20 protein-coding genes are annotated in these 24,346 nt (G+C 68.8%); 13 read left to right on the forward strand and 7 right to left on the reverse strand.

Annotated elements, in window-relative coordinates; genetic code table 11:
* The first annotated feature begins 280 nt into the window (after positions 1 to 280).
* The 4 genes from cobU to recG all read left to right on the forward strand — a co-directional run bounded on the left by cobU (position 281) and on the right by recG (position 5,356).
* Positions 281 to 805, forward strand: a complete 525-nt coding sequence (gene cobU / locus Q4I23_RS00795) for a bifunctional adenosylcobinamide kinase/adenosylcobinamide-phosphate guanylyltransferase (protein ID WP_498525005.1) — start codon at positions 281 to 283, stop codon at positions 803 to 805.
* Positions 802 to 1,428 (forward strand): cob(I)yrinic acid a,c-diamide adenosyltransferase, encoded by a 627-nt coding sequence (gene cobO / locus Q4I23_RS00800; protein WP_498525006.1) that lies wholly within the window; start codon positions 802 to 804, stop codon positions 1,426 to 1,428. Before cobU ends, cobO begins: the two co-directional genes overlap by 4 nt.
* Positions 1,429 to 1,431: 3 nt before the next feature.
* On the forward strand, positions 1,432 to 2,907 hold the full coding sequence (locus tag Q4I23_RS00805; protein WP_498525007.1) for a cobyric acid synthase: 1,476 nt from the start codon (positions 1,432 to 1,434) through the stop codon (positions 2,905 to 2,907).
* A gap of 367 nt (positions 2,908 to 3,274) precedes the next feature.
* Positions 3,275 to 5,356, forward strand: coding sequence for an ATP-dependent DNA helicase RecG (gene recG / locus Q4I23_RS00810; protein WP_498525008.1), 2,082 nt, complete (start codon positions 3,275 to 3,277; stop codon positions 5,354 to 5,356).
* A 25-nt stretch (positions 5,357 to 5,381) separates the two neighbouring features.
* Here recG and Q4I23_RS00815 read toward each other — a convergent pair whose 3' ends face one another.
* Positions 5,382 to 6,107, reverse strand: a complete 726-nt coding sequence (locus Q4I23_RS00815; protein ID WP_454018495.1) for a DUF502 domain-containing protein — start codon at positions 6,105 to 6,107, stop codon at positions 5,382 to 5,384.
* Between the two features lie 166 nt (positions 6,108 to 6,273).
* On the opposite strand from Q4I23_RS00815, the gene Q4I23_RS00820 reads away from it, so the two are divergent.
* Together Q4I23_RS00820 and Q4I23_RS00825 are read left to right on the forward strand one after the other, a co-directional pair.
* A complete protein-coding gene (locus Q4I23_RS00820) occupies positions 6,274 to 7,323 on the forward strand; it encodes a type III polyketide synthase (protein WP_498525009.1) in 1,050 nt (349 codons plus the stop codon).
* An 11-nt stretch (positions 7,324 to 7,334) separates the two neighbouring features.
* Complete coding sequence (locus tag Q4I23_RS00825) at positions 7,335 to 7,874, forward strand: isoprenylcysteine carboxyl methyltransferase family protein (RefSeq protein WP_498525010.1); 540 nt, start codon at positions 7,335 to 7,337, stop codon at positions 7,872 to 7,874.
* Here the strand turns inward: Q4I23_RS00825 and Q4I23_RS00830 are convergent.
* Complete coding sequence (locus tag Q4I23_RS00830; RefSeq protein WP_174451832.1) at positions 7,846 to 8,259, reverse strand: hypothetical protein; 414 nt, start codon at positions 8,257 to 8,259, stop codon at positions 7,846 to 7,848. The two genes, Q4I23_RS00825 and Q4I23_RS00830, sit on opposite strands and share 29 nt — an antisense overlap.
* Before the next feature lie 162 nt (positions 8,260 to 8,421).
* Between Q4I23_RS00830 and Q4I23_RS00835 the strand changes: the two genes are divergently transcribed.
* Positions 8,422 to 9,129, forward strand: a complete 708-nt coding sequence (locus tag Q4I23_RS00835; RefSeq protein WP_454018493.1) for a Crp/Fnr family transcriptional regulator — start codon at positions 8,422 to 8,424, stop codon at positions 9,127 to 9,129.
* Between the two features lie 25 nt (positions 9,130 to 9,154).
* Here Q4I23_RS00835 and Q4I23_RS00840 read toward each other — a convergent pair whose 3' ends face one another.
* Both Q4I23_RS00840 and Q4I23_RS00845 read right to left on the reverse strand, forming a co-directional pair.
* Positions 9,155 to 9,568: a response regulator gene (locus Q4I23_RS00840; protein ID WP_174451834.1), complete on the reverse strand. Its 414-nt coding sequence runs from the start codon at positions 9,566 to 9,568 to the stop codon at positions 9,155 to 9,157.
* Between the two features lie 234 nt (positions 9,569 to 9,802).
* Positions 9,803 to 10,537, reverse strand: a complete 735-nt coding sequence (locus tag Q4I23_RS00845) for a Crp/Fnr family transcriptional regulator (RefSeq protein ID WP_246653612.1) — start codon at positions 10,535 to 10,537, stop codon at positions 9,803 to 9,805.
* Between the two features lie 300 nt (positions 10,538 to 10,837).
* Here Q4I23_RS00845 and Q4I23_RS00850 point away from each other — a divergent pair, with 300 nt between their 5' ends.
* The gene (locus tag Q4I23_RS00850; RefSeq protein ID WP_237903460.1) at positions 10,838 to 11,122 is read left to right on the forward strand and encodes a hypothetical protein; all 285 of its coding nucleotides are present in this window, start codon (positions 10,838 to 10,840) and stop codon (positions 11,120 to 11,122) included.
* Between the two features lie 103 nt (positions 11,123 to 11,225).
* Here Q4I23_RS00850 and Q4I23_RS00855 read toward each other — a convergent pair whose 3' ends face one another.
* Entirely contained in the window at positions 11,226 to 13,835 is a 2,610-nt protein-coding gene (locus Q4I23_RS00855) for a glycosyltransferase (protein ID WP_014240703.1), read from the reverse strand.
* Positions 13,836 to 14,274: 439 nt separating this feature from the next.
* On the opposite strand from Q4I23_RS00855, the gene Q4I23_RS00860 reads away from it, so the two are divergent.
* From Q4I23_RS00860 to Q4I23_RS00870, 3 genes are all read left to right on the forward strand, one after another.
* Complete coding sequence (locus Q4I23_RS00860) at positions 14,275 to 14,688, forward strand: HIT domain-containing protein (RefSeq protein ID WP_498525011.1); 414 nt, start codon at positions 14,275 to 14,277, stop codon at positions 14,686 to 14,688.
* A gap of 121 nt (positions 14,689 to 14,809) precedes the next feature.
* On the forward strand, positions 14,810 to 14,986 hold the full coding sequence (locus Q4I23_RS00865; RefSeq protein ID WP_014240705.1) for a CsbD family protein: 177 nt from the start codon (positions 14,810 to 14,812) through the stop codon (positions 14,984 to 14,986).
* Positions 14,986 to 15,168 carry a hypothetical protein gene (locus tag Q4I23_RS00870; RefSeq protein WP_188259348.1) on the forward strand — a complete coding sequence of 61 codons (183 nt, stop codon included), beginning with the start codon at positions 14,986 to 14,988 and terminating at the stop codon, positions 15,166 to 15,168. The genes Q4I23_RS00865 and Q4I23_RS00870 overlap by 1 nt, the downstream gene beginning before the upstream one ends.
* A 37-nt stretch (positions 15,169 to 15,205) precedes the next feature.
* On the opposite strand, the gene Q4I23_RS00875 is transcribed toward Q4I23_RS00870, so the two are convergent.
* Positions 15,206 to 15,679: an OsmC family protein gene (locus tag Q4I23_RS00875; protein WP_454018490.1), complete on the reverse strand. Its 474-nt coding sequence runs from the start codon at positions 15,677 to 15,679 to the stop codon at positions 15,206 to 15,208.
* Between the two features lie 126 nt (positions 15,680 to 15,805).
* Entirely contained in the window at positions 15,806 to 17,632 is a 1,827-nt protein-coding gene (gene typA, locus Q4I23_RS00880) for a translational GTPase TypA (RefSeq protein ID WP_014240708.1), read from the reverse strand.
* 271 nt (positions 17,633 to 17,903) lie between these two features.
* On the opposite strand from typA, the gene Q4I23_RS00885 reads away from it, so the two are divergent.
* Positions 17,904 to 19,844 (forward strand): autotransporter assembly complex protein TamA, encoded by a 1,941-nt coding sequence (locus Q4I23_RS00885; RefSeq protein WP_498525012.1) that lies wholly within the window; start codon positions 17,904 to 17,906, stop codon positions 19,842 to 19,844.
* 113 nt (positions 19,845 to 19,957) lie between these two features.
* Positions 19,958 to 24,262, forward strand: coding sequence for a translocation/assembly module TamB domain-containing protein (locus Q4I23_RS00890; RefSeq protein WP_498525013.1), 4,305 nt, complete (start codon positions 19,958 to 19,960; stop codon positions 24,260 to 24,262).
* Positions 24,263 to 24,346 lie beyond the last annotated feature (84 nt).

Below are 24,346 nucleotides of genomic sequence, written 5' to 3' on the forward strand. Positions count from 1 at the left end.
ACGGCATACGAGATAGCTGTTATAGTCTCGTGGGCTCGGAGATGTGTATAAGAGACAGGCGCGGGCCAGGGCCGGGCGGGGCCGGGTGGTGTCGATCACGATCGGCGGCTCCGGGATGGTTCGGGAAGGAAGGCGGCGGATGGTACGGGACGGAGGTGGCGGAGGACAACCGCCATGGCGGTTTGCGCCGGGGCGCCAACTGCGCTAACCATCCGGTTCCGCAAGCGCCCGTCCGCCAAGCGTCGCCCAAACCCGCAAGCGTCCAGGTGAGCCGACCGTCATGAGCACCGACATCACCCTCGTCCTGGGCGGCGCCCGCTCCGGCAAGAGCCGCTACGCCGAGGGGCTGGTGACCGCATCGCCCGGCCCGCGGGTCTACATCGCCACCGCCCAGATCTGGGACGCCGAGATGGCCGACCGCGTCGCCCGCCACAAGGAGGACCGCGGCCCCGGCTGGACGACGGTGGAGGAGCCGCTCGACCTGCCCGGCGCGCTGCGCCGCCACGCCAAGCCCGGAACGAGCGTGCTGGTCGACTGTCTGACGCTGTGGCTGTCCAACCTGATGATGGCCGAGGCCGACGTGCCCGCCCGTTCCGCCGAGCTGCTGGCCGCTCTGGCGGCGGTGGAGGGGCGGGTGGTGCTGGTCTCCAACGAGGTGGGGCTGGGCATCGTTCCGGACAACGCGCTGGCCCGCCGCTTCCGCGACCATGCCGGGCGACTGCATCAGGACATCGCCGCCGCGGCCCAGCGGGTGGCCTTCGTCGCCGCCGGGCTGCCGCTGCTGCTGAAGGGAGAAAAACCATGACCGAAGACGCCGACCGGAACGATGCCGACCAGAACGAACGCCACGCCGAGAAGATGAAGCGGCGCAAGGCGCTGCACGACCGGGTGATGGCCAGCAAGACGCAGGAGAAGGGCCTGCTGATGGTCAACACCGGCAATGGAAAGGGCAAGTCCACCGCCGCCTTCGGCCTGATCCTGCGCGCCGCCGGTCACGGCATGCGGGTGGGCGTGGTGCAGTTCGTCAAGGGCGCCTGGTCCACCGGCGAGACGGTGGCGCTGGAGCGCTTCGACGACCTCGTGGACTTCTTCACGATGGGTGAGGGCTTCACCTGGGAGACTCAGGACCGCGAGCGCGACATCGCCGCCGCCAAGGCCGCCTGGGCCAAGGCGCAGGAACTCATGGCCGACCCCAAGTACGGCCTCGTCGTGCTGGACGAGCTGAACATCGTCCTGCGCATGGGCTATCTGCCGGTGGAGGAGGTGCTTCCCGTGCTGACCGGGCGGCGCGAGGGGTTGCATGTGCTGGTGACCGGCCGCACCGCCAAGCCGGAGCTGATCGAGGCCGCCGACCTCGTGACCGAGATGACCCTGGTCAAGCACCCCTTCCAGGCGGGCATCAAGGCCCAGCCGGGCATCGAGTTCTGAGCCATGGCCGCAGCGAAGGTCCCCCCACGCGCGATTATGCTTCAGGGCACCGGGTCCGACGTCGGCAAGTCGCTGCTGGTGGCCGGGTTGTGCCGGGCACTGATCCGCCGCGGCCTGACCGTGCGGCCCTTCAAGCCGCAGAACATGTCCAACAACGCCGCCGTCACCGCCGATGGTGGCGAGATCGGGCGCGCCCAGGCGCTCCAGGCGCGGGCCTGCGGGGTGGCGCCGTCCGTCCACATGAACCCGGTGCTGCTGAAGCCGCAGTCGGACGTCGGGTCCCAGGTGGTGGTGCGCGGCGTGGTGGCGGGCACGGCGCGGGCCGGCGACTACCAGTCGCGCAAGGGGCAGCTTCTCCCCACCGTGCTCGACAGCTTCGAGCGGCTGAAGGCCGAGGCGGACATCGTGGTGGTCGAGGGGGCGGGCAGCTCGGCCGAGGTCAATCTGCGTGCCGGCGACATCGCCAACATGGGCTTCGCCACCGCGGCGGGCGTGCCGGTGGTGCTGGTGGGCGATATCGACCGCGGCGGGGTGATCGCCAGCCTCGTCGGCACCCACGCCCTGATTCCGCCGGAGGAGCGGGCGCTGGTCGCCGGCTTCCTCATCAACAAGTTCCGCGGCGACGTGCGGTTGTTCGACGGCGGCCTCTCGGTCATCGCCGAGCGCACCGGTTGGCCGAGCTTCGGCGTCGTGCCCTGGCTGGCCGACGCCGCCCTGCTGCCGGCGGAGGACGCGGTGGCGCTGGACACCTGGAAGACCCGTTCCGGGGGGCGGTTGCGCGTCGCCGTGCCGATGCTGTCGCGCATCGCCAACTTTGACGATTTCGACCCGCTGGCCCAGGAGCCGGACGTGGCCCTGTCCATGGTGCCGCGTGGCCAGCCCCTGCCGGGCGACGCCGATCTGGTCATCCTGCCGGGCAGCAAGGCGACCATCGCCGATCTGGCGGTGCTGCGCGCCCAGGGCTGGGACGTCGATCTCGCCGCCCATCGCCGGCGCGGCGGGCGGGTGCTGGGAATCTGCGGCGGCTACCAGATGCTCGGCCGGCGCATCGCCGATCCGGACGGCATCGAGGGGCCGCCGGGCGAGGCCGAGGGGCTGGGCCTGCTGGAGGTGGACACCGTGCTGAAGGGGCCGAAGGTGCTGGAGGAAGCGACTGGTACAGAGACCGCCACGGGAGCCACGGTCGCCGGCTACGAGATGCACATGGGCCGCACGGAGGGGCCGGACCGCGACCGCCCGATGCTGACGCTGGCGGGCGGGCAGACCGATGGCGCGGTGTCCGCCGACGGGCGGGTGATGGGCTGCTACCTGCACGGCCTGTTCGGGGCGGACGGCTTCCGCGCCGCCTTCCTGACGGGACTGGGGGCCGAGGCGTCCGGCCAATCCTACGTCGCGACGGTCGAAGAGGCGCTCGACCGCATCGCCGCCCGGCTGGAGGAGCATGTGGACATCAACGCCCTGCTGGCCGCGGCCCGGTGAGCAGGCGCTTCATGAAACCGATTTCATGATCCCGCAACGCTGGGGTCAGGCGGGAGGCGCTACAACTGCAGTCATTGACGACGTTTGATTACTGGCGAGTCATCCACCGGCGGTTCCCGCCGCCGGCCACACACGATCCGGAATGTTCCCGCATATCCTCGGATCGTTTCTTGCGGCGGTGTGCATTGGGTTTTTGCCTTGGATCGGCGTCCCCCGCCCAGGCTTCCCCCCAAACCCATGCACACCGCCGTCTTCTTTTCCCCTCCCAGCCTTTTTCGGAAACCGCCGCGCTTGACGCGGAGCCCCCTCGGCGGGCTTGAATGGGTGCCACAGGCCCCCGTATCCTCGCTCCCGAGACTCCATTCCCGTGCGTCCCGTCGTTCTCTTCCCCCTGTTCCGCCCGGTGACGGCACTCCCCGGCCTCGGTCCCCGGCTGGGCAAGCTCGTCGAAAAGCTGGCCGGTCCGCAGGTCGTGGACCTGCTGTGGCACCTGCCCTGCGGTGTCATCGACCGCCGTTACGCCCCGAAGATCGCCGAGGCGCCGAACGGGCGGATCGCCACCATGACGGTGCGCATCGATTCGCACGCCGCTCCGCACAACTCCCGCCATCCCTACAAGGTCCGCTGCACCGACGAGACGGGCGTGCTGGAGCTGATCTACTTCCATGTGAAGGGCGACTGGCTGGAACGGCAGATGCCGGTCGGCAAGACGGTGGTGGTGTCCGGCAAGGTCGAGTGGTTCCACGACACGCCGCAGATCACCCACCCCGACGCCGTGGTCCCGCTGGAGTCGAAGGACGAGATCGAGGCGGTGGAGCCGGTCTACCCGATGACCGCCGGGCTTCCGGCCAAGACGCTGCGCAAGGCCGTTCGAGCCATGCTGAACGATGTGCCGGAACTGTCGGAATGGCAGGACGCCGCGTGGCGCGCCCGCAACGGCTGGCCGACGTGGCACGAGTCGATCCGCCGCGCCCACACGCCGGAGGACGAGGCCGACCTCGCCCCGACCAACCCGATCCGCCGAAGGCTGGCCTATGACGAGCTGCTGTCGAACCAGCTCGCCCTGACGCTGGTCCGCATCCAGCAGCGCCGCCTGTCGGGCCGCGTGATCCAGGGCGACGGGCGGCTGCGCGCCAAGGTGGCCGCGGCGCTGCCCTTTTCCCTGACCAAGTCCCAAGCCGGCTCGCTGGAGGAAATCTACGAGGACATGGCGGCGGAGCGGCGGATGCTGCGCCTGCTCCAGGGCGACGTCGGCAGCGGCAAGACGGTGGTCGCGCTGATGGCGATGCTGAACGCGGTGGAGGCCGGTCATCAGGCCGCCCTGATGGCGCCGACCGAGATCCTGGCCCGCCAGCACGCCGAAAGCCTCGCCCCGCTGTGCAAGGCGGCGGGGGTGGACCTCGCCCTGCTGACCGGGCGCGACAAGGGCAAGGCGCGACAGGCGGTGCTGGACCGTCTGGCCTCGGGCGAGCTGCCGCTGCTGGTCGGCACCCACGCGCTGTTCCAGGAGGACGTCGCCTTCAAGGACCTCGCCCTGGCGGTGATCGACGAGCAGCACCGCTTCGGCGTCCACCAGCGGCTCCAACTCTCGGCCAAGGGGCGGGCGGTGGACGTGCTGGTGATGACGGCGACGCCGATCCCGCGCACGCTGACCCTGACCGCCTACGGCGATATGGACGTGTCGCGCCTGACCGAGAAGCCGGCGGGGCGCAAGCCGATCCAGACCGTGACCATCGCGCTCGACCGGCTGGAGGAGGTGGTGCACGGCATCCACCGCAAGGTGCAGGAGGGGGCACGGGTCTATTGGGTCTGCCCGCTGGTCGACGAGTCGGAACAGACCGACCTCGCCGCCGCGACGGAGCGCCACGCCTTCCTGCGCGCCACCTTCGGCGACCGGGTCGGGCTGGTCCACGGCAAGATGCGCGGTCCGGACAAGGACGCGGTGATGGCCGCCTTCCAGGCCGGGAACCTGGATGTTCTGGTCGCCACCACGGTCATCGAGGTCGGCGTGAACGTGCCCGAGGCCACCGTCATGGTGATCGAGCACGCCGAGCGCTTCGGTCTCGCCCAGCTTCACCAGCTCCGCGGCCGGGTGGGACGCGGCGAGAAGCCGTCGTCCTGCCTGCTGATGTTCGACCCGCAACTGACGGAGACGGCGCGCGCCCGCCTGAAGACGATGCGCGACACCGAGGACGGCTTCGTCATCGCCGAAGAGGATTTGCGGCTGCGCGGCGCCGGCGAGGTGCTGGGCACCCGCCAGTCGGGCCTGCCGGAATTCCGCATGGCCGATCTGGCGGTGCACGGCGACCTGCTGGCCGCCGCCCGTGACGACGCGAAGCTGATCGTGGACCGCGATCCGGACTTGGCCGGCGAGCGCGGTCAGGCGCTGCGCACCCTGCTGTACCTGTTCGAGCGGGACGCCGCGGCGAAGACGCTAAGGTCGGGTTGAGAGAAACGCCGGAAGACCCCGGCTCTTATGCCCGCTTGCGCTCGTCCAGCAGCGCGGCCTTCACCTCGCGGGGCTTGCGGTCGGGCGGGGTGACGATGCCGCCGGACATCACAAGCTTCAACCCGTCCTCCACCGTCATGTCCAGAACGGTAACCTCGCGCCGCGGCAGGATCGCCAGATAGCCGGCGGTCGGCGGGGCGCAGGGGATGAAGACGTGCACCATCTCCTCCTCGGAGATCTTCTGGATCTCCGGGTGGGCGGCGCCGGTGATGAAGCCCAGCGACCATATCCCGTTGCGCGGGAACTCAACCAGCACCACTTCGCGGAAGGCCTTGGACTTCTTGGCGAGCACCGTCTCGACGATCTGCTTCACCGCCCCGTAGACGGAGCGGACGACCGGCATGCGCTCCACCACACCTTCGCCGATGCGCACCACCAGCCGCCCGACATAGCCGGCGGCGAAGGCGCCGATCAGGGTCAGCACGATGATCAGCGTCAGCACCCCGATGCCGGGGATCGAGAAGGGCAGGTAGTTCTCGGGGTTGTAGGCGGAGGGGATCAGCGGGCGCACATGCCCGTCGATGAAGGCCAGCAGCCACCAGCCGAGATAGACCGTGACCGCGATCGGCGCCGTCACCAGAACGCCCGCCAGGAAATAGGCGCGCAGCCGCCCCGTCAGGCCGATGCCGGCGGGCCGGTGGGACGTGCTCTCGTCCGCCACGCTCTGGCTGTCCTGCTCGTTCCGATCCACCGCCCCACCCCCGAAAATCCGACGCCCGGTATAGTGATACAGGACATGGCTTCTGCTCAATCCACAACGACGTATCGGACGGCGGGAAAGAGTCGCGGGAGAGCAAGCGAAGGAACTCCCTCCGGGGGGCTGGTCCGCCACCCCCGCGCGCATCACTTCGCTGAGGATGACCCATACCCCCCGCATCCTCTCGCTCGCCACGGCCCTGCCGCCCCATCGTCTCGGCCAGGACGAGGCGCTCGGCGTCGCGCGGGCCGTCTTCGGGCCGCGGATGCGCGACTTCGAACGGCTCGTGCCGGTCTTCGCCAACACCGGCATCGAGACGCGCCACGCGGTCATGCCCATCGACTGGTACATGGAGCCGCGCGGCTGGCCGGAGCGCACCGCCGCCTTTCGCGACGGCGCACTGGCCTTGCTGGAAGAAGCGGCGGGGCAGGCGCTGGCCCGTGCCGGCCTGAGGCCGCAGGACGTGGACGCCATCGTCTGCGCCTCGACGACCGGAATCGCCACGCCCAGCCTGGAGGCCCTTCTGCTGGAGCGCATGGGCTTCCCTCCCGACACGGTGCGTCTGCCGCTGTTCGGGCTGGGCTGCGCCGGCGGCGTGCTGGGACTGACCCGCGCCGGCCAGATCGCCCAGGCGATGGCGGGGCAGACGGTGCTGTTCCTGGTGGTGGAACTCTGCACGCTGGCCTTCCGCTCGGCAGAGGCGACTCCGACCAACGTCGTCGCCAGCGCCCTGTTCGCGGATGGCGCAGCGGCGGCGGTGCTGCGTGCCGATGCTGAGGGAGAGGGGCCGCGCCTTGTGGACGGTGCGGAGCACACTTGGCCGGGAACGCAGGACGTGATGGGTTGGCGGGTCGAGGATGACGGTCTCGGCGTGATCTTCAGCCAGAGCATCCCGGCGCTGATCCGCAACCGGCTGGAACCGGTCCTCGACGGCTTCCTGGAGCGGCGGCGGCTGGCTCGCGGCGACCTCGCCGGGCTGATCTGCCACCCCGGCGGCGCCAAGGTACTGCATGCGCTGGAGGAGGTCTGCGCCCCGGTCTCTGCCGGGCTGGACGACGCCTGGGTGGTGCTGCGCCGCTGCGGCAACATGTCGGCGGCCAGCGTGCTATTCGTGCTGGAGCGGCGCATCGCGTCCGGCGCCCGTGGTCCCCACCTGATGACCGCGCTCGGCCCCGGCTTCACCGCTGCGATGGCCCAGGTCGACCTCTAGGAGCGCTTGGAATGGAAACGCTGCCGCTGGGCTGGCCCCACGTCATCCTGCTGCTGGTCGCGGCCCAGCGTCTGGGCGAACTCGTCATCGCCCAACGCAACACGCGCTGCCTCCTGGCCGAGGGCGCGCAGGAGGTCGGGGCCGCCCATTACCCGCTGTTCGTCGGGCTGCACGCCGGCTGGCTTGCGCTGCTGTTCGCCGTCGTTCCGGCGGACGCGCCGATCAACGGCTGGCTGCTCGCCCTGTTCGTGCTGTTGCAGGCCGGGCGGGTCTGGGTGATCGCCACGCTGGGGCGGTTCTGGACCACCCGCATCGTCACCCTGCCCGGCGCGCCGCTGGTGCGGCGCGGGCCGTTCCGCTGGATCCGCCACCCCAACTATCTGGTCGTGGCGGGCGAACTGGCCGTGCTGCCCCTGGTCTTCGGGGCGTGGTGGATCGCGGTGCTGGCCACGCTGCTGAACGTGCCGCTGACCCTGCACCGCATCCGTGTCGAGGACGGCGCGCTGTCCGGACGGCGCGCGCTCAGGTCAGCAGGAAGCACAGCATCGTGACGCAGCCGGCGATGGCCGCCCCGTCGAGGTGGTTCGGAAAGGCGTGCCAGAAGGACTCGCGGGATTCCGGCTCCGAGCGGTCCATCTCGTCGAGCCACAGGCCGGCGGGCAAGCCGCCGTTGGCGCGTTCCGCCAGGGCGCCGGACAGATGGGCCATCGACACCGCCAGATAGCAGAACTTCACGAAGTTCAGGACGAAGTACATCGGCCCGCCGGCCTCGGCGATGGGGTCTGTCACGCCGCCCATCGCCGCCACGGCGGTCGCCATGGCGATGGCCGCGGCGAAGGGGATGGCGACGACCGACAGCAGGCGCTGCGAATCCACGCGGCCGGCATAAGGGATCAGGCTGCGGGGAACGGGGCCGGAGGGCAGTTGGAACGACATGGCTCTCTCAATTCCGGTGGGCGCGTCCCGTCCGTTCTGCCGCTTTCAGGGTTAACGGGACGTTAGCAACACCCGTTGGAGGGAGGCGGTTCCACCTTTGCGCAGGCCCGGCTATGCTCAGGGTTGTGCTTGAGGGTGGCTGTCAGAAAAGGATGTAGCCCCGTGCCTGTTGACGCTGGACTGTCCCGGCTGGATGCGATCACGCTGTTGAGCCCACTGTCCGAGGAGGAGCGTGTCGCCCTGGCGCGCCAGTGCCGCTGGCGCCGCTTCCACGCCGGCGAGCAGATCATCGACCACCAGGGAGAATCGCGGGACGTCGTGCTGGTGGTCCACGGGCGCGTGCGGGTGCTGAGCCATTCCCCGGCGGGTCGCGAGATCAGCTTCGACGACATCGAGGCCGGCGGGTTCCTGGGAGAGATGGCGGCCATCGACGGGCTTCCCCGCTCGGCCTCCGCGATGGCTTTGGAGGAGGGGACCCTGATCGCCTTCCTGGCGCCCCAACCCTTTCAGGAATTGGTGTCCGGCCACCCGGAACTCGCCATGGCGGTGATGCGGCGGCTGTGCCGGGTCGTCCGCATCGCCACCGACCGGGTGATGGAATTGTCCACGCTGGGGGCCAACAACCGTGTCCACGCCGAGTTGCTGCGGCTCGCCAAACGCGGGCGGGTGGAAGGGGCGACGGCGGTGATCGCTCCGATTCCCCTCCATGCCGACATCGCCAGCCGGGTCAGCACCGCACGCGAGACGGTCGCCCGCGTGCTGAACGATCTTGCCCGCGATGGGCTGGTGGAGCGGCGGGCCGATGCGCTGGTCGTGCGCGACCTGCACCGGTTGGAGGCGTTGGTGGAGGATGTCCGGGCCGGCGCGTGAGGGGATGGCAGCCGGAAAGGGCGTATCAGTCCGTCCGCCCGAGAACGGTCAGGATCAGGGCGCGAAGCGATTCGGGATCATAGGGTTTGGGGAGGAAATGCCAGCCCGCGGCGCGGATCTCCGCCTGGGTGGCTGCGGATTCGTCGCCGGTGGTGATGATGACGGGCAGGGCGGAGCCGACGTCCTCCAGCACCGCCCGCACCGACTCCGGCGCCTTGCCGTGACGTCCCAGATGGTAATCGGCGACCAGGATGTCGGGGAGCGCCCCGCCGTTCAGCGCGTCCAGGAGCGCGTCTGGCGTCGGGGCGCTGACCAGCACCATTCCCCAATCCTCGAACAGGGTTTCCATGCACAGGCACAGCACCATGTCGTCCTCAAGAAGGGCGACGGTCAGTGTGCCGGAGCTTGCGGATCGGCCGGCGAGGGGGGCGTCGGTCATGCGTTATCCAATGAACAGCGGGGAAACCGGTGAACAGCAGGACGGCGATACCGGCTGCCCGATGCCGCCCGTCCAGCGTGTTTGGGAAAGCTGTTGCGGGGGTGGCCGCTGTCCGCTCCGTGGTCGGTCTGCTCAGTTATCTGTGCAGGTAATTAAGATTCTATATCGAATGGCGCGCCGACGCATTGTCATAGGTTAATCGGAAGGGAATATCGAAGAGGGTTGAAAAACCGATCAGTCCCCCGCGCGCTTTCGGTCGGACTTGGCGTCCAAGGCGTGCTCCAGCTGTTTGGGTGCCTGGATCAGGTGCAGGTACAACTCGTCGAACTGGCCGACGGAGGCGAGCTGCTTCACATCGTGGACGGTGATCTGCTGTCCGGCCAGATCGATCAGCCCGATGTCACGCAGCCGCCGGAGCGTCCGATTGATGTGGACGATGCTGAGCCCCAGCGCGTCGGCCAGGATTTCCTGGGTGACCGGCAGTGTGAAACGCCCCTCCTCGACCAGCCCGACGATGCTCAACCGCCGCAGCAGTTCCACGATCAGGTGGGCCGTGCGCTCCAGCGCGGTGCGGCGGCCGACGCTGAGCAGGCGTTCGGCGATGATCGCCTCCTCCTTGGCGCCCGACCAGGCGAGGGCGGCGGCCAGACGGGGGAAGAGCTTGAACAGTTCGATGATTCGTTCCGGCTGGAAGTTGGCGACCTCCGCCGGGGTCAGGGTGGTGACGCCATGGTCCGCCGTCTCGAACAGGTTGCAGTAAAAGCCGATGATGTCCCCGGGCAGGACAAAATTGACGACCTGCCGCCGCCCGTCGGGAAGCGCTTTGTGACGGATTGCCCAGCCTTTGCGCATCACTCGCACGCAACCGTAGCGTTCCCCCTGCTGGAGAAGATCAGAACGCGAACCGTGCCGGGTAACATTGCGCTCCAACTCGTTGAGGAAACTCTTCTCCTCGTCTGTCAGGCTCATGTAACTGGTTATCTTGCGCCCCAGTGGAGATGACGGTATGTTGGCCTGGGCGCGGGTCATTTCTGTTCCAGCCTTTGATCGTCCAATTGTTATGGCCCCGAAGCGAGTGCCACTGCCAGCCCAATTCCGGGCGGCCTCGAACGATTAAGCCAAACGATAAAACCATCTATAACATAGGTTAATAGGGGTTAGATTTTCTCGACCGGACAGGTGAGGGATCATATACAAAACTGTTGGTGGCATTGGCCGTATGGGGTTTTGAACGGCCGGCGGTGGTAACAGATCAGTGCGGGGGGCGGCATGGCGGCGGAGCGGGATGCGGCGGGACTGGCTGCCCTCTCGATTTGTGAATCCCTTATGCTCGCATTGGTGGAACGCGGGGTCTTACGGCTCGAGGAAGCGCATGCCGCGCTTGAGGACGCCGCTGCCGCCCACCAGAATCGCGATCCAAAGGGTGAGGATCCAAATCTGCATCGCGTGGCGTTGCAGATCGTTGAGCGCCTGATGATCCAGGTGAACGCCACCCATCCTGCGTCGGCGCATGTCGGGATCGGGCAGATGGCGGACGGCGGTTCCCAGGACTAAGAAAGCGTACGGCACGCATTTCCGGGCGAAATGAAGGGAGCCCCGCCATTCCGGCGGGGCTCCCTTCATGCGTGCGATTCGGGTTGGCGATCCGATGGGGCGGTCAGTCCGCCCCGGCTCCGGCGGCTTCCGTGGGTTCAGGGCGCCGCTTGCCCAGCCCGATGTTGGGGAAGGCGTTGATCAGGGCGGTGATGAAGGCGGACAGGTAGGGCAGCGACTGTACGACCAACAGGCCCGACCACATAAAGGCGTCGCGATTCTCGTGACCGAACACCACCACGATGGCCAGAGCGGCGCCCCAAAGGCCCAGCAGCAGCGCGATCTCCTCCCGCGCCATCAGGAAGGCCTGCATCAGCGCCGGCTGGTTCTCGCACTTCGGCGTGCGGACGAAGGGGCGCCCGGAAGTGAACATGCCCAGCCACATGGCGCGGCCCACCGTGTGGGTCAGCGCCATGCCGGCGATGGCGGCCCCGACCTTGTCCCAGAAGCCGCACTTCACCCGCGCCTCGTACAGCCAGAGCGAGGCGCCGACCTTGAAGGCGAAGACGCTGAGCGTCGGGATCATGAAGACGCTGGGCGGGAACTCGAAATACTTCGGGAAGGCCAGCAGGCCGAGCGACCAGATGATGCCGGCGATGCCGAAGATCATGTGGGCGGCGTCGGCGAACCAGGGCAGCCAGCCGGTGATGAAGTGATACTTCTGCCCGGCGGTCAGGCGCGGGCCGCCCGGCAGCAGGTCGCGCCAGTGGTGCTTGAGGATCTGAACGGCACCGTAGGCCCAGCGGAAGCGCTGCGTCTTGTAGGCGGAGAAGCTGTCGGGGACGAGGCCCTTGCCGTAGCTCTCCGGCATGTAGACGGCCTCGTACTTGTGCTCGAACAGGCGCAGGCCGAGGTCGGCGTCCTCGGTGATGCACCACTCGCCCCAGCGGCCGACCTCCTCCAGCGCGGACTTGCGGATGATGGTCATGGTGCCGTGCTGGATGATCGCGTTGCGCTCGTTGCGCTGGATCATGCCGATGTGGAAGAAGCCGGCGTATTCCCAGTTGATCATCCGCTGGAACAGGTCGTGGCTCCAGTCCCGGTAGTCCTGCGGAGACTGCACGAAGCCGACCTCCGGCCGGTTGAAATGGGGGATGGTCGCCTTCAGCCAGTCGGGGTGGACCTGATAGTCGCTGTCAATGACAGCGATGTGCTGGGCGTCCGGCGCCGTCTGGGCGAGGCCGAAATTCAGCGCGCCGGCCTTGAAGCCCGGCCAGTTGTCCAAGTGGAAGAAGCGGAACTTCGGCCCCAGCTTGCGACAATACTCCTCGACCGGGCGCCACACCGCCGGGTCCTTGGTGTTGTTGTCGAGCAGCAGGACCTCGTAGTTCGGGTAGTCCAGCCGGGCCAGCGCGTCCAGCGTCTCCATGACCATGTGCGGCGGCTCGTTGTAGCAGGGCACATGGATGGACACCTTCGGCGCGTTGGGCAGGGGCGCGGCCGAGCAGGGCTGGAACTTGCGCTTGAAGCGGTCCTGCCAGACGACCTCCGTCAGCTCCAGCCCGTCGATCAGCATGACGGCGAGCAGGACGAGCTGGCAGAAGACCAGGATGCCCCAAGCGATCTCGGTGGTGGTGGCGAGGCCGGCGACGCTGGCCGCGGTGAAGGTGAAGACCAGCACCGACGACACGCCCTGGATCATCGCGCCGTAGAAGACCTGCCCGCCGAACTTCAGGTCGCCGCCGCGGCGCCACAGGAAGAAGACGAGCGGCAGGAAGCCTACGGCGATGGAGATGCCGCAGAGCAGCGGCCAGTTCCGCAACTCCGTCACCTCGCCGATCATCGGGAACTTCGGCTTGCGCCACGCGTCCCACAGGCCCCAGCTGGTGCCGGCGGTGCCTTCGATCTCCCGCTTCCAGGGCTGGTCGAAGGCCTCCATGATGAAGTAGTCGAGCTTGTTCTGCGCCGCGACGTTCAGGAAGGTGCGGATGAACTTGGCCTGGTTGACCTGGCTCGCCTCGGCGCCGCGGCGCCACGGGCCGTCCGCCGGCCAGCCGATTTCCGAGATCAGGATGTGCTTGTTCGGGAACTTGGTCTTCAGCTCGTTGTAGCGGAACATGGCGTAATCGACCGACTGGTCGGCGGGCACGCCTTCCCAGTAGGGCAGCAGGTGGACGGCCAGGAAGTCCACGGCGTCGGCCAGTTCCGGATGCTCCAGCCAGACGTGCCACGGCTCCGCGGTGGAGACCGGGACGTTGACCTTCTTCTTCACACGCTTGATGTACTCGATGGCCTGCGGGACGGTGACGTCGGCGCGCAGGATCGCCTCGTTGCCGACCAGGACGCGGCGGACGTTGTTGTTGTCGCGCGCCAGCTTGATCAGGCCGTTGATCTCCGGCTCGTCAATCTCCGGCTTGCCGGCGATCCAGGCGCCCGCGGTGATCGGAATCCCGTACTTGCGGGCGATGGGCGCCGTCTGCTCCGACCCGTCGGTGGTGGAGTAGATGCGCACGCCCTTGACCGACCCCTCCAGGGCCTTCATGTCCTTCTCGATGTCCTCCGCCGAGGCCTTGTCGCCCTTGGACGGGCTCTTGTCCGGGTGGAAGGGCGTGTAGCCGACGCCGCTGATGGCGCCGCCCCAGGACCGTTCGGCGACCGGGCGGTTCCACAGCGCCCAGACTCCGATGTTGCCCAGGATCACGAGAAGAAGAGCCGCGATCGCCGACTTGCGCATGACCGTCTTTCTTTGTCCCAAACGTCTGCCGGCCGTCCTGGCTTTGTCCGCCCCGGCCGGGCATCTTTCAATTCAGCGAAGGGGTTCAACCGGATCGGCACGCAGGGGGACTCGCCGCCCCGACACCGCCTTCGGACCGAACACCCGTACCCACCACCCTGGTTGCAGGACACGTCTCAATCCGCCGCGCGATCCGTATAAGCCGGAAGACCGAACGCCTCCGACCGGAACATCACCGGACCGAATAAAGATCGTGCGGCAGTTTATACATTTTTCCTAGTCCCGCAACCAGTCCCACTCCGACGCGCCGATGCCCAGACCTGCAGCGGCGGCAATCCCCACTGGACGAACGTGCCGGATGGGCGTTTTCTTCCCCGGACACCGCAAGGAAATCCTTACGGACCGAAGGGAAGTCAGCACAGGGAAGACACGGGACCCCATGACGATGTTCCATCTCCACGACCGTTTGCAGGCCGATACCGCCCCGATCGCCGAATGGCCGCTCTGCCGCGTCCTGCTGATGGACAACCGAATGTGGCCGTGGCTGATCCTGGTTCCCGCCCGGCATGGCCTGACGGAGATCCACCAACTGCCCCGTGAGGACCGGCACCGGCTGGTGGACGAGATCGCCCTGGCCTCGCACACGCTGGAAACCTTGTTCGGCCCTGACAAGATCAACGTTGGGGCCTTGGGCAATCTGGTCCCGCAACTTCATATCCATGTCATCGCCCGCTCCAAGGCGGACCCGGCATGGCCGGGGCCGGTGTGGGGGTCGGGCTTCGCGGAGCGCTACAGCCCGAAGGAGCGGGACAGCCTTATCCGAAAGATCGGGGAGGGGTTGGGCCAAAAGTGAGGCCCGGCCAAGCTGAACGCGACGGACCCCTCTCCCTTTGCGAACAAGCGAAGGCGTGACGTTTCTTTTGCGGCCCTGTTTACGGTCGCTGAAACAATCACCAATCGAAGGAGAAGGCACCATGAACACCGATCGCATCACCGGTGCCGGCAAGGAGCTGAAGGGCGAAGTCAAGAAGCAGGCCGGCGACCTGACCGGCAACCGGGATCTGAAGGACGAGGGCCGCGCCGACAAGGCCGAGGGCAAGCTGGACAAGGTCGTCGGCAAGGTGAAGGACATCCTCAAAGGCGACAAGTGATGGGCGCGGAGGAGCGGGGGCATCGCAAGGACGACGCCCCGTCCGACGCCGCCCAGCGGATCGAGGACAAGCTCATCAAGGAAACCGGGCAAGCCTCGGGCGACCCGGACAAGCCCGTTCAGGAGAAGTTCGACGAGTTGGGCGAGAAGCCCGACATCAAGAAGAAGAGTTTGCGGGACTAGGAATCGCCCCCTTCCATCCGGAAGGGGGTTTTCTTTGTCATTCAACGGCGATCCGCGCCTCGACCCGAACCGGGAAATTCACTGAGTTGGCGATGAAGCATTTCTCGTGGGCTTCGTGGTGCAGGGCCACGGCCTTGGCGGAGTCGCTTCCGGCGGCGAGAGTGACCTGGGGGCGCAGGACGACATCGGTGAAGCGGCCCCCGCCATTGGTATCCTCAGCCATCGTTCCGGCGGCCTCGTCCGTGTAGGCAATCACGCTGACGCCGTTCACGGCGCACAGATGCAGGTACCACAGCATGTGGCAGGCCGAGAGCGAGGCCACGAGCATGTCTTCGGGATTGTAGCGCCCAGGATCGCCGCGGAAGGCCGGATCGGACGAGCCGGGGATCGGCGGCTTGCCGGGAGCCACGATCTCAAGGTCGCGGCTGTACGCCTTGTAGCCTGAGGTCCCGGTTCCCTGATTGCCCGTCCAGGTGAGCGTCGTTTCGTACCGGTGTTCGCGCCCTGACATTGGTCCCTCCGGATGTGTTTCCGGGAGGGTAACCGCGGCCACCGCCGCTGAAAAGAAAACGGGCCATAAAAAAAGCGGGAGAGCCGAAGCCCTCCCGCGATCTCAACGCTGCCTTGCCCGTCAGCCTCAGCTGGCTTCCGCCGCGCGGGCGTGGCGCTTGCGCTCGTTCGGGTCGAGGTAGCGCTTGCGCAGGCGGATGGACTTCGGCGTCACCTCCACCAGCTCGTCGTCGCCGATGTAGGACAGGGCGCGCTCCAGCGTCATCTGGATCGGCGGGGTCAGGCGGACCGCCTCGTCCTTGCTGGTGGTGCGGATGTTGGTGAGCTGCTTGCCCTTGATGACGTTGACCTCGAGGTCGTTGCCGCGGGTGTGCTCACCGATGATCATGCCCTGATAGACCGGAACGCCCGGATCGATCAGCATCGGGCCGCGATCCTCCAGGTTCCACAGCGCGTAGGCGACCGCGGTGCCGTCGGCGTTGGAGATCAGCACGCCGGTGCGCCGGCCGGCGATCGTGCCCTTGTAGGGGGCGTAGCCGTGGAACAGCCGGTTCATGATGCCGGTGCCGCGGGTGTCGGTCAGGAACTCGCCCTGATAGCCGATCAGGCCGCGCGATGGGGCGTGGAAGACGATGCGGGTCTTGTTGCCGCCCGACGGACGCATCTCAATGAGGTCGGCCTTGCGCTCCGCCATCTTCTGCACGACGGTGCCGGAGAACTCCTCGTCCACGTCGACGACGACTTCCTCGATCGGCTCCAGGCGCTGGCCGTTCAGCGGGTCGGTCTTGAACAGCACGCGCGGACGGCTGATGGCCAGCTCGTAGCCCTCGCGGCGCATCGTCTCGATCAGGATGCCGAGCTGCAGTTCGCCGCGGCCGGCCACCTCGAAGGCATCGCCGCCCTCGGTGTCGCTGACGCGCAGGGCGACGTTGCCTTCGGCCTCGCGCATCAGGCGGTCGCGGATCATGCGGCTGGTGACCTTGTCGCCTTCGCGGCCGGCCAGCGGGCTGTCGTTGACCGAGAAGGTCATCGCCAGGGTGGGCGGGTCGATCGGCTGGGCGGCCAGCGGCTCGGCCACTTCCGGCGCGCAGATGGTATCGGCCACAGTGGTGGTGGTCAGGCCGGCCAGGGCGACGATGTCGCCGGCGTGCGCCTCGTCCACCGGAACGCGCTCAAGGCCGCGGAAGGCCAGCACCTTGCTGATGCGGGCGTTCTCGATCAGCTTGCCGTCGCGGCTCAGCGACTTGATGGCCATGTTGACCTTGACGCTGCCGGTCTGGATGCGGCCGGTCAGGATGCGGCCCAGATAGGGGTTCGCCTCCAGCGTGGTCGCCAGCATGGCGAAGGGCAGGTCCTCTTCCACCTTGGGCGGCGGGACGTGGTCGCGGATCAGCTCGAACAGCGGGGTCAGCGTCTCGCGGGCGCCATTCTCCAGGTCCGTGGTCGCCCAGCCGTTGCGGCCCGAGGCGAACAGGGTCGGGAAATCGAGCTGCTCGTTCGAGGCGTCGAGCGAGGCGAACAGGTCGAACACCTCGTCATGCACCTCGTGCGGACGGCCGTCGGGGCGGTCCACCTTGTTGATGACGACGATCGGGCGCAGGCCCAGCTTCAGCGCCTTGCCCAGCACGAACTTGGTCTGCGGCAGCGGCCCTTCGGCGGCGTCGCAGAGCAGGACCACGCCGTCCACCATGGAGAGGATGCGCTCGACCTCACCGCCGAAATCGGCGTGGCCGGGGGTGTCCACGATGTTGATGCGCAGGTCGTTCCACAGGACCGACGTGCACTTGGCCAGGATGGTGATGCCGCGCTCGCGCTCCAGGTCGTTGGAGTCCATGGCGCGTTCGGCGACCTGCTGGTTCTCGCGGAACGAACCGGCCTGCTTGAGGAGCTGATCGACCAGGGTCGTCTTGCCGTGGTCGACGTGCGCGATGATGGCGACGTTACGAAGATTCATGTGTCGGGGACTCTTAAATCCGCTCTGGGGCTTCCGTTGCGCAATGCCGCCCCGACACCGCGGCACGTCGGCCGCGCACAACAAAAAAACCCTCCGAGATCGATCGGGGGGCTCTGCCGGGGAAACTGTTGCGACGCAATATAATGATCCGGCTTCATAACGCAAGCGGCGTGGTAGGGGAAACTCGCCCAAAGCGCCTATGCGGAATTTCCTTGCGCCGCGGCGACCGAATCATTGGCGTCTGCGTCGCGGAATCCCACATGGTCCGGTGATGACCAGCCGCGTTTCCGCTTCCCGCCTCGCCGTCATTCTCCTGTCCAGCGCGCTCGCCGCCGTGCCGGGCGACCCGTTGCGCGCGCAGGACTCCGCGCCGGACCCGGTTCAGGAGGCGGCCCCGCCGCCCGCGGCGCAGGACGGTTCCGGGCAGGATGACCCCACGCCCAACGCACCCGGCCCGCAGATCCCCTACGAGGTGGAGTTCACCGGGATGGAGGACGACGAGCTGCGCGACCTGCTGCGCGACAGCTCCTCGCTGGTCAGCCTGAAGAACGACCCGCCGCCGTCGGTGCTGGGGCTGGAACGGCGCGCCGACAGCGACCGGGATCGCCTGCAGACGGCGCTGCGCTCCGCCGGCTTCTACGACGCGGTGCTCGACATCCGGGTGGACGCGGCCCAAACGCCGGCCAAGGTGACCGTCGCGGTGACGCCCGGCACCCCCTACCGCTTCAAGACCATCACCATCGCCTCCACCGACGGCGCGCCGCTGCCGGGCGGCGACGTGACCCCCGGCGACATCGGCCTGCCGGTGGGGGAGCGGGCGCGCGCGCCGCAGGTGGTGGACGCCCAGTCCGCGCTGCTGCGTCGGATGTCCGACCGCGGCCACCCCTTCGCCACCGTCGCCGAGCGGCGGGTGGTGGTCGACCACGACGACCACAGCATGGACGTCACTTACTCGGTCAATCCCGGCCCGCTGGTGATGTTCGGCGACACCAAGATCGACGGGCTGGCCAGCGTGGACGAGGGGCTGATCCGCGGGCGTCTTCCCTGGAAGCAGGGCGACATCTACAGCCCGGCCAAGGTCGACCGGGCGCGCCAGCAGATCGCCCAGCTCGATGTGTTCGACACGGTGCGGGTGCGGCTGGCCGAGGAGCCGGGGCCGGGCGGCGTCACGCCGGTGGACGTGACCCTGGCAGAGAAGCTGCACCGCTTCATCGGGGCCAGCGCCTTCTACTCGTCGGAGGATGGCGTGGGGGGCTCGGCCTATTGGGGCCACCGCAACCTGTTCGGCGGGGCGGAGCGGCTGCGGTTGGGCGTGGAGGTCGGGCGGATCGGCGGCGACAACGGCGCCGCGCAGGGGCCACGCGGCACCCTGGATCTGCCGGACATCCGGCTGTCCGCCAACTTCCGCAAGCCCGATTTCCTGGCGCCGCGCCAGTCGCTGATCCTGGATTTCCAGGTCGCGTCGGAGCAGCCGCCGGCCTACGACCGCGTCGCCACCATCGGCTCGGCCTCGCTGGAGCGGCAGGTGACCGACCAGCTCAAGATCTCCTACGGCGTGTCGGGGGAGCGCGGACGGGTGCGCTCCAACCTGCGGGAGTATCAGACGGGATTCATCGGCGTGCCGCTGGGCATCGCCTGGGACGGCTCGGACAATCTGCTGAACCCGTCCAAGGGCTACCGCGCCTCGCTGCTCGCCACCCCCTGGTTCCCCTACGCCGGGGATACGGACTCGATCTTCACCAGCTTCCAGATCAACGCGTCCGCCTACCGCGATCTGTCCGACGACGGGCGTTACGTCGCTGCGGCGCGCATCGGCGTCGGCAGCACGGTGGGTGCGTCGCTGGATCAAGTCCCGCCGGATCACCGCTTCTATGCGGGCGGCGGCGGGTCGGTGCGCGGCTACGGCTTCCAGAAGGCCGGACCGCGCGACATCTACGGCGACCCGACCGGTGGGCGGTCGCTGTTCGAAGCCGGGCTGGAACTGCGCGTCAAGGTGACGGAGACCGTCGGTATCGTGCCGTTCGTCGACGCCGGCACCGTCTTCGACAGCGCCTTCCCGGACTTCAAGGAGCCGCTGAAGGTCGGCGCGGGCATCGGCGCTCGTTACTACACCGATTTCGGGCCGCTGCGCGCCGACGTCGCCTTCCCGCTGAACGCCGACTCCGGCGATGCGAAGTGGCAGCTCTATCTCAGTCTGGGTCAGGCCTTCTGATTCGTCCTTTCAACCGGTGATGCCGGGTCGGGTCGCATTTTTGCCACTTGGATCGGGATCGCCCATGCTCTTTCCCGTTATACCATTCGGGGAATGCCGCAACGGGGTGCGTGGTGTCGGGTCTGCGTCGTCTGATCGTCCTTCTTCTGGCCATCGCTGTCCTGACCGGGGCGGTCCTGACGGAGGCCGCCCGCGCGGCCGACTCCGAAGGGGGCGGCTGGGGACCGGCCAACGCCGTCCGGCGCTGGATCGCCCAGACCATCGAGAAGGCGGTGAACGGCCCCGACCTCCAGGTCCGGATCGGCACCATCGGCGGCGCGGTCCCAGTCAACTTCACCATTTCGGACGTCACCGTCGCCGACCGCGAGGGCGTGTGGCTGCGGCTGGAGGATCTCCGCGTCAACCTCGCCCCCACCGCGCTGCTGACCGGACGGGCCAAGGCCGACGCCATTGAGGCGCAGCGCGTGATTGTGGAGCGCGCGCCGCTGCCGGCTGAGGGGCCGGAGCCGCCGCCCGACCAGGGGCCGACCTCCCTGCTGCCCAGCCTGCCGGTGGGCGTCGCCGTGGACAAGCTGGCCATCGCTGAGCTGGTCCTGGCGGAGCCGCTGATCGGGCAGGAGGCGCGGCTGAAGATCGACGGGGCGCTCGACCTGGCGTCGGGCGGGTCGTCGCTGGAAGCGCATCTGAATGTGGACCGTCTGGGCGAACAGCCGGGCACCGTGGCGCTCGACGTCGCCTTCAACCCCGACGACAAGCGGCTCGACCTGAACCTGAAGGCTTCGGAGCCGGCGGGCGGGCTGATCGCCACCGCGCTGAACATCCCCGGCGCGCCGCCGGTCAGCGCCTCGCTGGACGGGCAGGGCTCGCTGGACGACTGGAAGGGCACCTTTACCGCGGCGGCGGAGAACGCCGCCCGGCTGGCCGCCGACGCCACGATCAAGGCGGTGCCGGAAGGGCACGCCGTCACCATCGCGGCGACCGGCGACGTGGCCTCCCTGCTCGGCCCCGACATCGCGCCGCTGGCCGGGCCGCAGCCGGCGCTGAAGGGCACCGTGGTGGTCGCTCCGGACGGTGCCCTGACCCTGCAGCCGGTGGCCGTCGAGACCGCCGCCGCCACGGCCAATCTCTCGGGGCGCATCGGCGCCGACCGCCGCAGCCTCGATCTGCGCTACGAGATTCAGGCCGGGCCGGACTCTGCCCTGCACGGCTTCGCCCCCGGCATCGCCTGGCGGGAGGGCACCGTGTCGGGCACCGCCCAGGGCACGCTGGACGCGCTGACCGTGGCGGTGGAGGGGCTGATCCGCGACCTCGCCGCCGACGATCCCGCCCTGGCCTCGGTCGCCGGGCCGGAGGTGCGGCTGGACGGGCGGGCGCGGATCAACGCCGACACCGGAGCGGTGGGAATCGAGGGGGTGACCCTGACCACCGCGGCGGCCAGCGCCGGGGCGCAGGGCAGCGTGACCGGCTGGGGCCAGACCGCCGATGTGATGGTGTCGCTGAACGCCGACGACCTGTCCCGCCTCTCCGCGCTCGCCGGGCAACCGCTGGCCGGGTCGCTGGCCGTGGCCGGGCCGGTGCGCCGGCAGGAGGACGGCACGCTGACGGCGGACCTTAGCGGCGCACTGCGCGGTCTGGAAACCGGAACGCCCGCCGACGGCGTGCTCGGCCGCGACGTCAGCCTGGGGGCGCAGGCGGTGATGGAGCCGGGCGGCGCCATGCGTCTCACCGATCTGACGGTGGATGGCCGCAACGGGCGGCTGACGGGTGCTGCGGCTCTGGTGGACGGGGACGTGGACGCGAAGACCCGGCTGGAGATCGCCGATCTCGCCCCGGTGGGCACCGCCGCCGGGACAGAGATGGCCGGCGGCCTGACGCTCGACGCGACGGCGAAAGGCCCGTTGGACAAGCTGGTGGCCGAGGCGGCGCTGCACGCGCGGAACCTCGTCGTGCAGGGGCGCCGCTTCGGCGACACGCGGCTGAACGCCACCGCGCAGAACCTGCCGGCCGCCCCGGAAGGGCGTGTGTCGGCCCGCACCGAACTGGCCGGCGCCGGGCTGACGGCGGACGCCGTCTACGCGCTGGAGGGGCAGGCGCTGCGCATCAGCGACCTCGCGCTGGCGAACGGGCCGAACCGGATCACCGGTGCGGTGCGCGTCGCGCTGGACGCCATGACCGCGACCGGCAAGCTCGATGGCACCCTGCCGCAGCTTCAGACCCTGTCGGAGCTGGCTGGCGTGCCGCTGACCGGGGCAGCGGGCTTCACGATCGCGCTCGACGCACCGAACGGCAAGCAGGCGGCCAACCTGACCGCCAACGCTACCAATCTCCGCGTCGAGGGGGAGGGCGGGCCGCTGTTTGCCGCGCGCCGCCTGACCGCCAACGCCGACGTCGCCGATGCGCTGGGCAGTGCCAGCGGCAAGGCGCGTGTGGAGCTTCAGGACGGGGCTGCCGCCGGCAACAACCTGTCCCGTGTGACGGCCAGCGTGGATGGCTCGCTCGCCAAGGCGGCCTTCCGGGCGGAGGCCGCGGGAGCCGGGCGCGACCCGCTGGGGCTCGATCTGGCCGGGGAATTCACTCAGAGCGGAGCGCTGAACCGCATCCGGCTGGACCGGCTCCAAGGGCGCTACAGCGGCGAGTCCTTCCGGCTGACCCAGCCCGCCGCCATTGCCCTGGGCGAGCGGCGCTACGAGGTGTCCGGCCTGCGGCTGGTCAGCGGCAACGCCCAACTCGCCGCCGATCTCGGCCTGAATGGGGAACGGCTGTCGGGCGAGCTGCGGCTGGACCGCGTGCCGATGGCGCTGGCCCGGCTGGCGAACCCGGCCCTCCGGCTGGACGGCACGCTGAACGCGCAGGCGACTCTCGGCGGCACCGTCCGCCGCCCGCAGGCCGATGCCACGGTGCGTGTCGCGAACCTGAAGGCGCAGCAGACCACCCAGGCCGGCGTGCCGGGCCTGAACGCCACTGTCAACGCCCGCTGGCGGGAGGCCCGCCTGTCGGTGGACGGCGACGTCGCCACCAGCAACAACGCCGGCCGGGTGACGCTGACCGCCGCCGCGCCGCTGGCGATGAATCCGGACACGCTGGCCTTCTCGGTGCCGGAGCGCGGCCGGCTGGAGGCGGCGCTCCGCGGAGCCATCGACGCCTCGCTCGCCAACGACCTGCTGGCGGCGAGCGGCGACCGGGCGCGCGGCACGCTGCGGCTGGACGTCAGCGTCGACGGCACCGTGGCGGCGCCCCGCTTGGGCGGCACGGTGACCCTGGCCAACGGACGCTACGAGAACCGGGCGAGCGGCGCCATCATCAGCAACATCGACGCCCGCATCGTCGGCGACGGCGATGTCTTCACCATCCAGACCTTTCGCGGGCGAACCGCCAACGGCGGCGAGATCAGCGCTCGCGGTGTGATCCGTCCTGCCGCCGCGGACCCGCAACAGCAGCTCGACCTCGCCATCCAAGCCGACCGGGCGCGGCTGGTGCAGAACGATCTGGCAGCGGTCACCATCGGCACCAACCTGACGCTGAGCGGCAGCTTCCTGAATCCGCGGCTGGCCGGTCCCGTGCGGATCGAGCGGGCGGAGATCCAGATCCCCAACCAGACCCCGCCCAACGTGGTGGACCTGAAGGTCGTCGAGGTCGGCAGGGGCCGCAAGGCGCAGCCGGTCAGCCTGAAGAACGGGCAGGCCACGCCTCCCGAGCCGGCCTTCGCGATGATCCTCGATCTGACGATCAGCGCGCAGAACCAGATCTTCGTCCGGGGTCGTGGGCTTGAGGCGGAGTTCGCCGGGCAACTCGCCGTCGCCGGCACCTCCAGCCAGCCGCTGGTCAGCGGGCGGCTGAACATGCTGAAGGGCGAATTGGACCTTCTCGCCAAGACCTTCGTCTTCAAGCGCGGCATCATCGAGTTCGACGGCGGTCCCACCATCGACCCGCGGCTGGATTTCCTGGCGGAGGCCACCGCCAACGACGTGACCGCGCAGGTTCTGGTCACCGGCACCGCCGGACAGCCGAAGCTGGAGCTGACCTCCCCGCAGGGTTTGCCGCAGGACGAGGTGTTGTCCGCGGTGCTGTTCGGGAAGTCGGTCGGCAGTCTGAACGCGGTGGAGGCGGTCCAGCTCGCCCAGTCCGCGGCGACCCTGGCCGGATTCGGCGGTGGCGGCCCCGGCCTGATTGGCAACCTGCGGCGCGGTCTCGGCATCGACCGGCTGGAATTCACCGGCGGGGCCGATGGCAAGGGTGGGGCGGTGCAGGCCGGGCGCTACGTCAGCGACCGCGTCTATGTCGGGGTGGAGCAGGGCATCGGCGCGAACCAGAGCCGCGCCACGGTCGAGGTCGACATCACCAAGAACATCAAGGCCCAGGCGGATGTCGGCGCCGATTCCGACACCCGCGTCGGTGTCAAATGGGAGTGGAATTACTGATAGGTCCGACCTTCTAACCTGTTTGCGAGCCGCTTTCGGGCGCTGGTCATCGGCGCAAGAGCCCCCATATCGAGCAAGGATGAA

It is taken from the genome of Azospirillum sp. UFLA03-27, from assembly GCF_059803775.1.